Annotated in this window: 10 protein-coding genes; 1 reads left to right on the top strand and 9 read right to left on the bottom strand. The window is 60.8% G+C overall.

Features of this window, described 5'->3' with window-relative positions; all coding sequences use genetic code 11:
• Positions 1-325 precede the first annotated feature (325 nt).
• Positions 326-2,965: a glycoside hydrolase family 15 protein gene (locus FAZ95_RS36235; RefSeq protein ID WP_137337157.1), complete on the top strand. Its 2,640-nt coding sequence runs from the start codon at positions 326-328 to the stop codon at positions 2,963-2,965.
• Between the two features lie 576 nt (positions 2,966-3,541).
• Here FAZ95_RS36235 and FAZ95_RS36225 read toward each other — a convergent pair.
• The 9 genes from FAZ95_RS36225 to FAZ95_RS36185 form a co-directional block, all read right to left on the bottom strand.
• Positions 3,542-4,288 (bottom strand): H-NS histone family protein, encoded by a 747-nt coding sequence (locus FAZ95_RS36225; RefSeq protein WP_302674747.1) that lies wholly within the window; start codon positions 4,286-4,288, stop codon positions 3,542-3,544.
• Positions 4,289-4,580: 292 nt separating this feature from the next.
• Positions 4,581-5,804, bottom strand: coding sequence for a type IVB secretion system protein IcmH/DotU (icmH, locus tag FAZ95_RS36220; protein WP_137337155.1), 1,224 nt, complete (start codon positions 5,802-5,804; stop codon positions 4,581-4,583).
• Positions 5,805-5,833: 29 nt separating this feature from the next.
• On the bottom strand, positions 5,834-9,877 hold the full coding sequence (gene tssM, locus FAZ95_RS36215; protein ID WP_137337154.1) for a type VI secretion system membrane subunit TssM: 4,044 nt from the start codon (positions 9,875-9,877) through the stop codon (positions 5,834-5,836).
• Between the two features lie 30 nt (positions 9,878-9,907).
• Positions 9,908-11,224: a type VI secretion system protein TssL, long form gene (gene tssL, locus FAZ95_RS36210; protein ID WP_137337153.1), complete on the bottom strand. Its 1,317-nt coding sequence runs from the start codon at positions 11,222-11,224 to the stop codon at positions 9,908-9,910.
• 81 nt (positions 11,225-11,305) lie between these two features.
• Positions 11,306-12,652 (bottom strand): type VI secretion system baseplate subunit TssK, encoded by a 1,347-nt coding sequence (gene tssK / locus FAZ95_RS36205; RefSeq protein WP_137337152.1) that lies wholly within the window; start codon positions 12,650-12,652, stop codon positions 11,306-11,308.
• Between the two features lie 22 nt (positions 12,653-12,674).
• Positions 12,675-13,181 (bottom strand): type VI secretion system lipoprotein TssJ, encoded by a 507-nt coding sequence (tssJ, locus tag FAZ95_RS36200; protein WP_137337151.1) that lies wholly within the window; start codon positions 13,179-13,181, stop codon positions 12,675-12,677.
• A 111-nt stretch (positions 13,182-13,292) separates the two neighbouring features.
• Positions 13,293-13,775: an Hcp family type VI secretion system effector gene (locus FAZ95_RS36195; RefSeq protein ID WP_137337150.1), complete on the bottom strand. Its 483-nt coding sequence runs from the start codon at positions 13,773-13,775 to the stop codon at positions 13,293-13,295.
• A gap of 100 nt (positions 13,776-13,875) precedes the next feature.
• Complete coding sequence (locus FAZ95_RS36190; RefSeq protein WP_137337149.1) at positions 13,876-14,373, bottom strand: hypothetical protein; 498 nt, start codon at positions 14,371-14,373, stop codon at positions 13,876-13,878.
• The gene (locus FAZ95_RS36185) at positions 14,370-14,732 is read right to left on the bottom strand and encodes a tlde1 domain-containing protein (protein ID WP_137337148.1); all 363 of its coding nucleotides are present in this window, start codon (positions 14,730-14,732) and stop codon (positions 14,370-14,372) included. Before FAZ95_RS36185 ends, FAZ95_RS36190 begins: the two co-directional genes overlap by 4 nt.
• Positions 14,733-14,795 lie beyond the last annotated feature (63 nt).

Here is a 14,795-nt window from a genome sequence, read left to right as displayed (position 1 = left end):
CGGTTCGGAAAATGCAATTCGCCCGTTAGGTCGATGTCAATCAAAGGCGGGATGGACTCGGAGTGCCGGCAAATAAATAAACCAATGGGCAGGGCATTCTTGAGCAAAGCCGCAGTCGACGAGGGTGTGTCTGGGCGATCATGCGAACGATGCCAACTATTCTCGGAGCGCGAGACTCACTGCGGCTAGCACGTTCAGTTTGGGCCGTCATACCAGCCTAGACGTTTTAGTACCGATGCATCGACCAACCATCCGACCGAAACCAAGTGCGGACGATCGCAGTGCGACTAGATCATCGTAATACCAACTCGTAACGGAGCTGACGATGGCAAAATGGCGCCTCAAATTGGAACGAGCGGCTCTCGCAGGAGCTGTCGCCTTGTTGGCGTGCGTGACGGTTCGCTCCGCTATGGCAGACGAGGCGTTTGGCTCACCCGGTGTGGTCCCAACGCGAGGGCCGTCGGTTAAGTCGTTCCTCGGTACCGCTGTCAACGGGGCCTCACGTGTGTACTTCACCGGTTACCGAGGCATCCTGTCGGAAGTCTACTATCCGGTTCTAGATACGCCTGAGTCCGTCGACCTGCAGTTTCTGGTCGGTGATGCGGGCGGGACTTTTGTCGACGAAGAGAAGGTCCAGAGCTATTCTGCCGGGCAAACCGACCCGCGCACCATGAGCTGGCAGGTGTCTACCAGCAACATCGCCCATAACTGGCAGATTGGGAAGGTGATCTTTGCGGACCCGAACTATAACGCGATTGTCGAGCGCGTAACCTTCACGGCGCTCAATGGGCACTCTGTCGGTGACTTCAATCTGTACGTTCTGTCCAAGCCATACCTCGACAATGCCGGTAGCAACAACACCGCGTACACGACGTCCTACAATGGCAGCACCACGCTGGTCGCCAATCACAATAGCCGCTATTCCGCGCTGATGACCGACCGCCCGTGGAAGGTGGTGAATGGCGTCAGCATGACGTCTAACGGTTTCGTCGGCCAGAGCGATGGCTGGACAGACCTGCTCGGCGGCAGCACCGACCTGACGATGAACTGGACCTTCTCGTCTGCCACTAACGGCAATGTGGCGCAGATGGGTTGGATTGACCTTGGCGACCCGACCGCAAAAACGGTTTCGTTTGATGTGGTGCTCGGCTTCGGCGGCACCCAGGACCAAGCGCTCAGCGACGCGAGCTCGGTGCTCGGTAGCAACATCTCAGGCGAGCAAGAGCAGTACGACACGGCATGGCATAACTACGCAGCGGGCTTGTCGACGCAGGGGGGATCGGCCGATGCTGCCTATTATCTGGCCGCCATGACGCTCAAGACCATGCAGGACAAGAGCGATGGCGCGATGATCGCCGGCATCGGAACGCCTTGGGGTGAATCGCAGGGCGATGCCAATGCGGGTGGCTACCATTTGGTCTGGCCGCGCGACCTCTTCAAGTTCGCCAATGCACTGACGACCGCGGGCGACACGTCGACCGCTTCGAGCGTCGTCAACTATCTGTTCAAAACGCTGCAGCAGACGACCAATTGCGGTATTGCTGAATACACTGCTTCTGGCTGCCCGCAGGGCTACAGTCGCATTGGTCGCTTTCCCCAAAATGCGTGGGTGAGCGGCTGGCCGTACTGGCAAGGCACGCAAATGGACGAGCAGGCCATGCCGATTATCCTGGCGTGGCGTCTCGGTCCGAGCGTGTTCAATCCGCTGTGGCCGCAGATCAAGCTCACAGCGGACTACATCACCAACACCGGCCCCTGGACATACCAGGAACGCTGGGAAGAGGACTCCGGCTATTCACCGTCCACCATCGCGGCCGAGATCGCTGGGCTGGTTACGGCGGCTGACATCGCGAACCAGAACGGTGACACGACCAGCGCCGCGCGCTATCTATCGGCGGCCGACTACTGGCAAGAGAATGTGGCAGCCTGGACGTACACCGCTACCGGCTCGTTCGGCAACGGCAGCTACTACATCAGGATCAACCCAGCAAGCCGGTCGGGCACCGGCACCGATCGCGCTAGCTTCGCTCCAAGCGCTGGACCGGATACCGCGCAAACCCTAGCGATCAAGAACGGCGGCGGTAGCCACGATGCGCGGCGCGTAGTCGATGGCGGCTTTTTCGAGCTCGTTCGCATGGGCGTCAAGCGCGCGAACGATCCAACCATCCTCAATACGATCTCGGTCTATGACAGCGTGCTGGGCCAGTCACTGAATCTGCCGAATGCGCCCGCGCTCAGTCCCAACACGTGGTTCCGCTACAACTTTGACGGCTATGGCGAGCATAACGATGGCAGCGACTTCGACGGCGCCGGGGTCGGTCGCTTGTGGCCGATCTTTACCGCCGAACGCGGTATGTACGAGATCGCTCGTCAGGGTAGCGGCGGAGCGGGTAGCCCGTATTTAGCAACGCTCAAGCAGCTCACTACGCCAGAGGGCTTTCTGCCTGAGCAGGTTTGGCCGAATTCGACCGCACTGCCCGACAACTGGATTGTGACCACGCCGAGCGGCTTCACTCCAGCCCAGCCGACCAAGTCAATGGCACCGTTGAACTGGACGATGGGTGAATACATAAGTTTGCTAGCCTCGATGCAGGCCGGGCGCATCGTAGATATTCCGTCGGTCGTTTGCGCGCGCTACGACAATTGCGTGGTGCCACCCCAGAGCGGGCAGGTATCTGTGGCGATCAGCGTCAACGCGAACACGCAACTTGGCCAGCAGGTCTACGTGACGGGCAACGCGGGCGCGCTCGGCAACTGGAACACCGATCTCGGCATCCCTCTGGATCCAGCCACGTACCCGGTCTGGAGCAATAACGTCAATTTGCCGGTCGGCCAGGCGATTCAGTACAAGTACTACCGCAAGAACGCGTACGGCAGCGTTACTTGGGAGAACTGGTCCGGCAATCGCCAGCTCCAGACTCCAACGAGCGGCAATGTGACGCTGAACGATCAGGTGAGCTGGTGATGTTGCGCGCCCGTTGGCTAGCAGTGCCCGTGGTGGGGTTATTGGGTGTGGCCCTGGGCGTGTATTACGGGTTGCAGTCGAAACAGGATAGAGCGCCGGCACCGGTAACGCCGGCGTTTCACCCCGATCGCGAGCAGCGCGTGCCGTCCCGTCCGCCTCTGGGTCGACCGCTTGTTCACGCGCTGCCACCGATCAAAGTCACGCGGGGCGGTACCACCTGGAGCCCCAATCCGGGTGCGTCTCAACCCTCGATCGAAAGTCAGCGGGGAGCGCCGGACATACCAGGAGCCCAACCGCTACGCCCGCCGCCATCGGATTTCCAATGAGCCAATCGGTATTGGCATTTCCGCCTTCGACGCGGAACCCTTTCTCGGGGAGGCGATGGCCTCTAGCCAGCGTTAAAACCTCGACAAGGCGAGCTCATCGTCGTGGACGATGGCTCGACGGATGTAGACCGGTCGGGTGGCAGCGACGCATTGCTGCGCCACCGCCCCCTGAGAACGGAGCGTGCGACTTTCACCGCACTCCGCTCAAGCCCTTCAAAGTCCCATTGCTGGAACCGGTTGTGCAACTGAGTCATTTAGGTTCCGGGTTGATCCGGAATTGCTGCCTGTCCCGGCCGGCAAGCCAGGCAGGTACTCGGCCACGACCACTCCAGGTTTCGCCCGTCGCGGGATTCCTGTATTTCGGCAACGGAGGCAGTCGTGTGGATGGCTCGTCCATACGACTACCGATGCCGAGTTCGCACCCGGTGATTTTTAGCGCAATGACGAGCCTGCGAATATCCGCAATGATCTCATTTCGTTTTTGCGTTCGAGCTGCCGCTTGCTTCGCCACAAGATCTTCATATTCGAGAAGACAATCACAAATCTTTGTCGCAGAGGCCTCCAGTGCAGCGTTGTACCGTGCCGCTGCATTCAATGTCCCGCCTTCGGAACCGTCAAGATGGGTACCGTGCCGGCTGGCAAGCCAGGCGGCGTATCGCTGTTCGCCAGATTGGAACCGTGCATCGAGGTGGGGCGCCAGAATGTCTTCAGTACGTCGCTCGTTAGAGTTAGCGGATTCGGCGGCAGCAGGTATAGGTGCCGCATTCGATACTTGAAGCTCCTCCAGAGCGCTCTCGAAATCCGGTTTGGGCGTCTGGTGTCTTTTGTGCTGGCTGGCGGGGTGCGTGTGTGTTTCCTTTGACTTGAGCTTCCATCGTCCATACATGTCGCGCCGAAGTCGTGACTTAGGCTGCGCGTGTTCCGCATCGGTCTGCGGATGGTCGACCTGAGAAGCGGGTCCGCGACGGGGCAGGCGAAGGATGGGGCGGGTCGTCATGTCGATACAGTCCGGGTGTTAAGTTGAGCTCGACTGGAATAGATGTTCAAACGCTGTGGCGCGTCTATTCGCCCTTCTGTTCGTTCCCGCACGCATATTCCGATTTGCCGTGGTGTGTTTGCGATTCTTCCTGCTGTAATTGCCACGGGCTCAGAGATTGTTCGGAATACGATGCATAAGCGGTGACTGCGGTGCCCAGCACAATGACCACGCTCCACAAAAAATGCTATTTTCTTGAGTTTCCTGCGTTGCTTCTAGGTATTGATTGCATGCGTTTTGTAGACCTAACTGGTTACTCTGAGACAGTGATTTCCACCCGGCGATTCTTCTGCCTACCCTGAGGTGTTCTATTGTCGGCCGCAGGTTCTGCGTTGCCTTTTCCTGTTGCGGTGACTCGGTCGGTTGGCACTCCGGCGGAAATGAGAATCTCAACGACTTCCTGTGCGCGGGAATCTGACAGCACCAGATTCGAGCTGTGTTGTGACTGGGCGATCGGCTGGTTGTCGGTGTGGCCGGTCACCACGACATGTCCAGGCACTTTGGCGATTTCGTGCCCAATGGTGGTGATCATGGGTTTGACCCATGGATTGACGGTCGATTCTCCAGCCTCGAAGATGCCCTCAAGCCGAAGTGTGAGCGTGGTATGCCCGGCGTTTTCTGCAAGGGCAATGGTGCCCGCGTTCACCTCGTTCGAGAGGCGGCCAGTGAGCCTCATGGCCAGCGCGTCGATAGGTATCGTCACCTGTCCGGCTGCCTTTACCTGCGTGAAATGCCAGTACGCAGCACAACCGGCGACGGCCAGCAAAAAAAGGCCGAGCGCCACAATCGGGAGCCTGCGACGGGATTCGGGTGGAGTCGATTCCGCCCGGAGGTCAGTGAGAAGACGCTGTAACGGGGGGGAACTGCCAGTAGCCCGCGGGTTCTCGTGCTCCATCGGCAGGCTTTGCGACCCTGCCGCAAGTGCGTTGTGAATCTGCTCGCGGACTGCCTTGATCTGATGCGCACCGTCAGTAGTAAAACGGTAACGCCCCCTGAATCCGTGCTCCAGAATGTGCAAGATTACTTCAATGAGATTGTGATTATCGTGAGGCTGATGCATGCACTCCGTGGCGATTGCGTAGACCCGGTCACCACCCTGACGGTCATAGCCGAACGTCGTGGCAAGTCCGTTCGTTCCCCATTCCATTCCGATCGTGGTGCCGTTGCCCCAGTCGGTCAGCGCGGCCGCTTCGTCAAGTGCGGAACACAGGCAGTACCGTGCCTTGTCAACCTGCGTTGCCGGCAGATCCAGTGCGGCGCACACTTTGCCGAATGTCCGGATCTGATGCAAGAGCCACTGCCTGTGTCGCGCAATACCGGTCGTGTCGAGCCCCGCGGGTGTGTTTGGGAGGGCATCGAGTAGCGGGCGCGCAGCTTCGAGCAGCGGGTTGGATGCTGCTTCGGCCGCGCGGATCTGCGCGCTGAACGATGCCGGTGTGGCGGCATTGCGTGGCAGTTTGGGCGAGACTGCGTTCAAGGTGTGAGCTCGTTTTCCTGTAAAAAATGTTAGTGCGAAGTGCCAGCGGGCGCTGGGAGGCCGGCGGGAGGCAGTCCGGGAGGCGGGCCGCTGTCTGCCAGACCGAATACCGGCATCGAACTCGGGCAGCGGAACGTCTTCAGGACATCGCCTGTAAGCGGATTTGCAACACTACCGGCACCGGCGATATCGAGCACTGCCTTGCGCCCGTCAAAGTCGAAGGCAATGCGTGTGCGACCAGGCGTGGCGGTTTCCATGACATGTCCCTTGTCGAGCAGGCGCATCAATGCCCACGGGCCATCAGCAGAAGCGGTTGATGTGTCCGGACGGATACGTGGGTTCGCCGTGATTTCGGTGTGCACCCCACCGCGCGGGCCTGGCCAGTTGACGGTGAAGGGCGTGACCGGTCCGTGCTGATAAAGCATGGTCTGTCCATCGATATCGATCATGAGGCCAGTAATGGCTGGATCAAGCTCTGGCACCTGAAGGTTCGCTTTCCATGTCATCTGGTTCTGGCCGGAACCGCTGAAGAAGACGTCGCGGATAGCCTTCGCGTGCTGGAACGGTTCAAGGTCCGGGCCCTGAACAGGCTCCGTCGCACCCGGCAGCGTACGATAGCGCCAGGGTTTCGCCGACGTGTCGACGAACGGTGCAAGGGTCTTGGTGAAGAAATCGTCGATAACACCGCCCTGCGCGAACAGCCGCGTGAAGTCGTCGATGCTTACGTCGTGTGTACTGCCAGGCGAGAACGGGTAGTTGCCCTCGATGGTGAGCCGGCACGTGTCACCGATGACCGAACCCATCTGGCGTGAGAGTAGCTGGCCGATGCCCTGATTGACCTCCTGCGACCCTTGTTGTGCAATTTGCAGCAGTACATCGCGAAACGGTGCTGGCATCGTGTTCGCCGTCAACTTCAGCTTTACCGCCGTGTCACTGGCGGGCGGCATGCTGTTGTTGCTGATCGCGTTATCCGCCACCGTAATCGCGGTGTAGTAATCGTTCAACAGGTTGGTCACACCGTCCAACCCTGTCTTTCCGGTTTGTGGAGCCGGGTCGCCCGTGGCATGAACCTCGGCATTTCCAGTCACGACCTCGCGCAGCGCGGCGAAACGATTGTCGACCAGTTCGCGCTCGATCTGTTCGGAGGCACGGATACCCAGCGCGGAGTCGGTCTTCTGACTGATCTGGTCGGTAGCCTTCTGGAGCAGGGATCCGCCGATTGCGGTGACCGGTTGTGTCAGCGTTGTCTCGTGCACGGCTGCGCGTGCAAGGCGCGCGAGAGGTGAGTCGGGCGCGGCAAAACTGCGCAGCACCTGCAGGTTGAAAGCGAGACTCGTACCTGTCACCGTGCGGATGTCGCCAAGGAATGCATCCCATTGCTGGGCGTACTCCGTCAGATACTCCCGCCGGATGGCTTCGGTTAGCGGATCATCCGCGCCGGCCGCCGTGCTTACGATCTCAACAGTTTTTTTTTGAGCCTGGCTGACGAGCCTTCCGAGGTACGAGCGCCCCATGACCCACGCATCGTCTTCACGCGCGGCCTGCACGAACTCGGGCAGGCGCTTGTCGAAGAGATCGCGGTAGCCGTCGAACGTAAAGAGACCCGGCACGCCGCGGGAGAGCGGAGCGCCGCTCGCACGCGTGAAAACGGTGCCCGCCTGGGGCCCGACCGCGCGGATCAGCGTGAACTCGTCAGGCGCCTCCTTGATCATGGCAGCCTTGGCCCGCTCGTAGAGCCGGTCTGTCGCGTTGCTGCCGTCGAGAAAGGCGCGTGCCTGCTGGATCAGCGCGTCGCTCCGGATAAGCGGCGACTGGACCACGCGATCACCGGAGAACAACTGCTGGACGTGATCGATCATCGAGGCGCGGCCACCGAACACAGCTGCGCTGTCGGTCTTCGCCCAGTCGTCGAGTACCCAGCCCTTGACGTCATCAGCGTTGAACTTCGCCTTGTCGTAAAGCATAAGATAGACGCGCAGTGTTTCGTAGGTCGCCTTCGGATCCTTCTTCGCGATCGACTGCGAAATCACATCTTCCATCCTGTGGACGATCTGCGGAAGCAGCAGGTTATCTTCGAGCGCGTCGTAGGTGCGGCGGCTTTCCGTGACGATATCGGGGGCCGTATAGAGGCCGTAGCGGAACGTGCTGTCGGGGTCGGAGAGATCGAGCCCCTGATACGTCGGCAGATAGCGCGCGGCGCTTAGCGTATCGGGCACGGCTTCCGGCTTCGGATCGTGATACAGCTGGGTCACGCGTGCGGCGAGCGCCTGTGCCTTGTGGGCAATCGCCCCGAGATAGTCGCTGTTATTTCCAAAGCTCACACGCAGTCCAATCGCAAGCCACACGAAGAGCAGCAGGGCGAGCGCGTGGCCAATCAGGCGCAGAAGCCGGAAGCGGAATTCCCAGCGCAGGTTCGGGCGCACCAGATGCGCCTCGGGAATGACGATCTTTGTAAAGAGGTCGTGGAGGAAGAAGCCTTCGCTGGTTGCCTCGCGCAATGAAGTCGCCGGTGCGGTCATGCCCGACATCACCCGCTGCATGATTGTTCGGCGCTCGGCCACAATCTCGGTTCCGGCCTGATCGGCGCTCGTGAAGTACACACCGCGCAGTGTTGCGTACAGCTGCGTGTCATCGTACCGTGAATCGAGGAACACACGCTCGATCAGTTCGACGAGCGGTGCCGTCAGCGCGGCAAACTCCTGCGACAGCGCAGCCAGCTTGCGGCGGTGGATAGGATCGTACTCGTCCTGCAGTCGTGTATCGACGCCGTTATCGAGGCGCTGCACAAGCAGGCCCAGCTCCGAGCGGCATCGCGCGGCGACACCTTCCTTCGCAATGGTTTCCTTGCCGTAGGGGAGCGTGAAGCCCCATGTCTGGGCCCGGCCCTCGGCCGTCAGCGACGAGAAGTATTCGGCGAAACCGGTGAGCTGGTCCATCCCGGTGATCACCAGATAAACAGGAAAGCGGATACCCAGCTCGCCGCGCAGTTCAGCCAGCCGCGCGCGCAATGCGGCCGCTTCGGCCATGCGGCGGCTTTCATTCTGGCTCGTCAGCTCGGCGAGGTTGACGGCAAGCAGCGCACCGTTGATTGGCGCGCGGGGGCGATGCTTGCGCAGCATGGCAAGAAAGCCAAGCCATTCCGCCGCGTCGATGCTCTGCTGCGAATCGGCGAGATCGGTGCGGGTTGACGCGGCCACTGTTACAAGCTCCGCCTTGCCCGCAACCTCTCCGGAAGAAGTGCCTTGCTGATCTGTACCGTACGCCACATAGCCGGACACGCCCGCAGCATCTGCCGAAGATCTTGGCGTCTCACTGCCCGAGCCGTGGCGGGTATACCGGCCTGCCGTGTCGATGAGCACCGCGTCATTGCTTAGCCACCAGTCCACGTTTGCGGTGGGCCGCTCCGTTGCTCCGGCAGCACGCAGCATCTGTTCGGCAACAGGGAATGCGAGGCCCGCGTTCAGCAGTGCGCTTGTCTTACCAGAGGATTTCGAGCCCAGTGCGATATACCAGGGCAATTCGTACAGGTAGCGCTTGCCCTGGAAAAGACGCCCAATGCCACGTGCGCCGGTTCGCATTGCTTTCAGCCGGGCGAGTGCTCCCGATACAATGGCGTTGACTTCCCTGAGTTGTGCTTCGGCGGGCGAGGGTTCCTTCTTGCCGCCAAACGTCAGCATCCTTTCGACAAGCGACCGGTTGCTCTTCATCTCCTGCCAGAGACGGAAGAGCCAGTACACCGCGAAGACGAACAGCATGATGGCGATGGCGATGACGCGCGCGGACTCCGATGCAAAGGGCTGGGTCTTGCCGAATGCGAGCAGAGGCGTGGCGTGCCAGATCAGCAGGCATAGCAATCCCACGATGACCGGGCTTGTTGACCAGCCGACCAGCCACAGCAGTACGCCTACGAGCAGCAGTGCGATAACGAGCACACGCATGCCCGCACCCGCGAGCGGCTTCAGCCCGCCGAATGCGACAAAGGGTCCGACAAACCAGATCACCAGCGCGACAACGATCAGCGCGAGAAAGGCGAGGAACTGGCGCGATACCAGAAAAGACAGGAATTTTTTCATGCCGGGATGCTGACTGCTTTCATGATTCCGTTATTCCGCGACCGTGATTTCGACACGGCGGTTACGTGCGCGGCCCTGTGGCGTGCTGTTGTCACCCACCGGATCGGCGTCGCCTTTGCCGACAGCCTCCAGACGGTTCGCTGGCACCCCCGCGGCCTGCAACATCTGCATGACCTGCGTGGCGCGCTCTTCGGACAGTGCGTCGTTTGATGCGAACTGGCGGCTCCTGATCGGCACATTGTCGGTATAGCCCAGCACCGAGACCTTGCCAGGCACCTTGACGATTTCGGCGGCAATTCTAGAGATGAGCGGCCCCATCGAGGCATTCACTGAAGAGCCACCGGGTGAGAACATCGAATCGCCGCGGAACGTAACCGAACTGTGATGCGTATCTTCGTCGACGCTGAGCGTACCCGCGGCAATCTCATTCTTGAGTAACGTCTTGAGGTGTAGGACCGCCGGCGCCGGCGGCGGCGTCATGTGTCCGATATCGGCAATCTGCTTCTGCAGATCGGCACTGTGATCCAGGAGTTCGTACTTGAAATACCCAAAGCAGCCGAGCAGGATGAGCGAAAGCAGGGCGACTGTGATCCACACCGGAAAGTCATAGAACGACATGCTCCGGCCCTTGACGTCGGATTGCCAGTGAGGCGAAAGAGCGACGGGCACGATGCCACGCCGTGCCATGATTTCGTTGTAGATGCGCTGACGGACCGCCTCGTGTTTGCGATGACCGCCCGGCTCAAAACGGTAGCGTCCTTCAAAGCCAAGGCTCAGGATGCGGTAGATCACCTCGAGCAGGTCGAGGTGCTCCTGCGGCTCAGCCATCAGCCGGCCGATGAGGAGGTAGACCTTGTCGCCGCCCTGCCGGTCTTCGTGAAAGAGCGTCGCCAGTCCGCGGGTCACCCATTCAACGCCGGCGTCGCGCGTAACCGTTCCGGGCTGCACAGGTGCCCGGCCGTTGCTGCCGCTCTTGTCGCCCTTGCTGTTCTTGCCCCACGGGGTCTGCATGGCCGCCTCGTCGAACGCAGTACACAGGCAGTAGCGCGCGCCGAGCATATGGTCTCGCCGGATACTGGCCTGCTCACACAGCCTCTGGAAGGTGCGCACCTCCTGCTCAAGCAGGTCGCGCAGCTGCTCCACGCGTTCGTGATCGAGCTGCATCGGCACGTCAGCCAGCGCTCGCAGCATAGGGCGCGCGGCCTCGAGCAGCGGGTTACTGGCGGCCTTGACGCCCGCAAGACGCTCCGTGAGAGACTCGCCGGGCGGCAATTCCCCGCGCGGCGCTGCGTGCTTTTCCTTGACGTCCGGGGCTTGCCCGACCGGATCTATCGTTGCCTGTGGCATTACTGCATTTCCTTGTCTGCGTATCGGCTGCCTGGGGCTGCCCACGTAACGGGGGCGCTGCTACCGTACTGCTACCCTTTGTTATCCGCGAATGCCCCACAGTTCGAGCTTCAGGGACGGGAAGTCCCCCGCGACGTGCAGCGCCAGCCCGCCACGGCGTTCAACGTCTTCCCAGAGCTGCCCGGCGCGCGAGAGCTCGTAGTAGATGTAGCCTGCATTGAACGGAATCTGCCGTGGCGGCACCGGCAGTGCCTGCAGCGCAATGCCTGGCAGGTGAGCACGCACGAGATCGGGCAGGCGCTCGGAAGGACCGAGCTTGGCCTGGGCCGCGAACTGCTGCTGCAGCGTGTCGGGCGGCATCGCTGCGCTGACTGCGAGCACAACCGACGCGAAACCATGCATCTCCCCTGGATCGACCACGGCGTTACGCATACCGTAGCCGGCATCCTGGAGCTCGATGCTCTGCGCGCTGCGCACAAGCACGGCGTTGAGCAACTGGTGTGTGTCATCGACGATGGGCTTCAGGCAAAGATGTGGCGCCGTGTGCTGGTACGGCGGATGCGAATCAAGCGGCCGGCGCGTCGTGGTGCGCACATAGGTTGACAGCTCGCCCGCCATGCTGATGAGCAGGGCATAGAGTTCCGCGGGCGAGGTGGTTGGCACGTGCCGCAGATGCTGGAGAAGCGGCTCGTAGCGGTTGAGCGTCTGTAGCAGAAGGTAGTCCGAGACCTCGGCAGCGGTGCCGGCCTTGCCGTCTGCCCCGGTCAGACGCTGCGCGAGCGCAATGGCGCGCAGTCGCGTGAGGTCGTGGATCTTCGCGAGCCAGCTCGCGAGCAGGCTGCTTGCCCCATACGCCGACACAGGCGGCACGAGGGTGTCGTCGAGTTCGATGCTACCGTCGGCGCGGATTGTCCTGACGCGTGTGAGCGCAAGACCGATCCACGCATCGGTCATTTCCTTTTCTGGCACAAGACGCAGCCGCAGGTTCGACAACTGGATCTTCTGGGAACCCTGGCCGACCGAATTGGTGTCGCGCAGGTCCGTGTTGAATACGGCGTAACGCGCGAGTGAATCCGATGCATTGTCAAAGGTCGTCTCTTCGCCGTTGGGCACACGGATGGGCACGGCGAGATAGATGAGCTGTTCCAGATGCTCAGGCCGGATCGTGAGCGGCGCCGGCGGCGGGGTGCTGCCAGGCGCATCGAAAGGCGTGCCATCCGCAAAAACGCCAGCCGCGGACTTCACGATCACCTTGCCGAGTGCGAGGGCCTCGGCGTCGAGCCCGTAGTGCGTGAAGCCAAAGAAGAATGGCGAAAGGGGAGCGGCGCGCTTGTGCGCGAAATGCTCGAAATAACGCTCCTGCTGCTGGAACAGCTGTGGGCGCATGAAGAGCCCCTCATTCCAGACGACCTTGTTGTGCCAGCTCATGATTCAGTTTTCGCCTTGCGTTTCACTTCTTCGTATTGTCGGTAATCCTGATCGCATCAGCGTCAACATTGATGGTCAGATTCAGTTTTGGCGAGGAAAAGCGGTACCACGCTTTCTCGGGTGCCGTGGGTAACGGATACACGGCGCGCCACACGGCGTGAGGCAGATCTCGGTATTCGGCGAGCACGCCAACCGTGGTTGTGGTCGCATCGGCGATGCGCCGGATCGTCTTATGCTCACCAGGCCGCAGCTGAAACTCGTCACGCTTGACGAGGTCGTCGGTGAGCACCGTCTTGTCCCTGTCCTGCAGCGAAAAGTAATCTGCGACCTTGAACGCGTTGTCAGTCTTCAGTTCATAGACACGTACCACGATGGGTGCTGCCTGTCCCTGGTCGCCAGGGTTGACCGTTGTAGCGGCACTGATCGTCAGGTCCAGCATCAACGGTATCTGCGGTTTGGGGTCGCCACTCGCGCAGGCGACGAGGAGCAGCGCGAGCGCGCAGGCTGTCACGGAGGTAATCAGGCGCATGCGTCAGGGCACATCTGTATAAGACTTGAAGCGCCGAGCGATGGCACGAACAATTCGTGCCATCGCTCGGCGGGATTACAGCGGGACTGCCTTCAGGCAATCAGACGAGGCTTACGCCTCCTTGTTGCCCTTGATGTCGTAGCTGGCCGTCACCGCGCCGCCACTGCCGCCCTGGGCATTCTGGACGACGTACTCCTGTTTGACCCTGGAGAACGACAGGCGAACGTGTTCGAGAATACCGTCGTCGGTATTGCTGCCCGACGGGTTGACGTGCGTGACAATCACGTCGCTCATCGTGATCTTCAGGAACTCGAGCGGATTGCCGCCCGCCTTGCGCACGGTCAGTACCGCCTGGTCAATGTGCTTGCCGGTCAGGCAGTATTTCATGAGGTTCGGGCTTGCCCGGTCGACCAAGTGCTCGAATGCCAGATCCTCAACCGTGGCCTTACCCGCGCCACCGCCCGAACCGGTGTGCATGCTTGACTGCTGCAGGATGTGCCAGCCCCAGCTCTTCACCTCGATTTCGTTCTTGTGCGCTGAATCCGGTGACTCACCGTCGATACCATGGATCTTGATGAAAATATCCTGTGCCATCTCAAACTCCTTGATAGAAAAGTACTGCCTGTAAGGACGGGTACGTCCCGTTTGTGGTGTTCTTGTCTGTCTGATCAGACAGGCTGACTAAACATCAGGACTAGCGTGAAGTCTGGTCTTGCGCGTGATGCAGTGCTTCAAGACATGCAGAACGATGCGCAAGCCGGTCCGATGGTTCGACATGCGTTACGGCGGGAATCGCGCGCCCAAGGTATTCGTGGACCTCCTGCGGCGAAGGTTCAATGAACGGCACGCCACAGACGGCGGCCGGGCCGATGACCGGGCCTTCGTCGAGTGCCGCGAGTACCGCCGTTGGGTTTTTAGGTAACGCCCTGGCGAGTGCGACGGTCAACCCGGTCGAATCACCAGCGTCGGTACCCTGGGCGAGGCCAGGTGCGAGCCGAACCCATGCAGCTTTTCCCGAAGCGATCCGGTCGAGCACCGCATTGAACTTTCCTTCCCGATCGAGCGACTGAACCGTCACTCTTGCACCGTGTACCCGAATGTCCCGCTCAATCTGCGCAGGTGTCAACGTTGCGGCAAACGCGGGGGAAGCGAGAACAAACAGCGCGAGCGCAGATGACAGGTTCCGCCTCATTGCACCACGAGCTCGCGATCAGTACTGCTGTTGATCTGTTCGCGTATGGGACGCCGCAGGATGATGCAGCCGTTTGACGCTGTATGCGAGAGGTTGTCGCCGTGGATCAAGAATGCGTTGCGTCCAAACGTGTTTGTGCCCGCCTGTGGCCTCAGATCCATCGATACGGGGCCTGTGTGCGCCGAGTGACGCGCGTTGCCGATCCGGTAGCGTCCCCGCGGGATCGGGCCGACGTTCGGGGTCTGCTCCATTGCACTGTTGTTTCGACCCTGTCCCGCGCCTGAATAGCCATCATTGGCGACCACCTGTCCTTGTGGATCACGCAGAGACCCGGTTGCCTGGTTGTATGTCCACGGCATTGCTTTCTCCTTTTCTGGATGGACTGCGCCCCCTACGGGACGCAGTCACGGCTGGTGGATTGG

It is taken from the genome of Trinickia violacea, assembly GCF_005280735.1.
GTDB classification, from domain to species: Bacteria; Pseudomonadota; Gammaproteobacteria; order Burkholderiales; family Burkholderiaceae; genus Trinickia_A; species Trinickia_A violacea.
This window is presented reverse-complemented; position numbering and strand designations above follow the sequence as displayed.

Excerpts from the sequence above, each read along its gene's own strand:
- FAZ95_RS36235 (WP_137337157.1), top strand. The coding sequence starts at position 326 with ATGGCAAAATGGCGCCTCAAATTGGAACGAGCGGCTCTCGCAGGAGCT.
- FAZ95_RS36225 (WP_302674747.1), bottom strand. The coding sequence starts at position 4,288 with ATGACGACCCGCCCCATCCTTCGCCTGCCCCGTCGCGGACCCGCTTCT.
- tssM (WP_137337154.1), bottom strand. The coding sequence starts at position 9,877 with ATGAAAAAATTCCTGTCTTTTCTGGTATCGCGCCAGTTCCTCGCCTTT.
- tssL (WP_137337153.1), bottom strand. The coding sequence starts at position 11,224 with ATGCCACAGGCAACGATAGATCCGGTCGGGCAAGCCCCGGACGTCAAG.
- tssK (WP_137337152.1), bottom strand. The coding sequence starts at position 12,652 with ATGAGCTGGCACAACAAGGTCGTCTGGAATGAGGGGCTCTTCATGCGC.
- tssJ (WP_137337151.1), bottom strand. The coding sequence starts at position 13,181 with ATGCGCCTGATTACCTCCGTGACAGCCTGCGCGCTCGCGCTGCTCCTC.
- FAZ95_RS36195 (WP_137337150.1), bottom strand. The coding sequence starts at position 13,775 with ATGGCACAGGATATTTTCATCAAGATCCATGGTATCGACGGTGAGTCA.
- FAZ95_RS36190 (WP_137337149.1), bottom strand. The coding sequence starts at position 14,373 with ATGAGGCGGAACCTGTCATCTGCGCTCGCGCTGTTTGTTCTCGCTTCC.
- FAZ95_RS36185 (WP_137337148.1), bottom strand. The coding sequence starts at position 14,732 with ATGCCGTGGACATACAACCAGGCAACCGGGTCTCTGCGTGATCCACAA.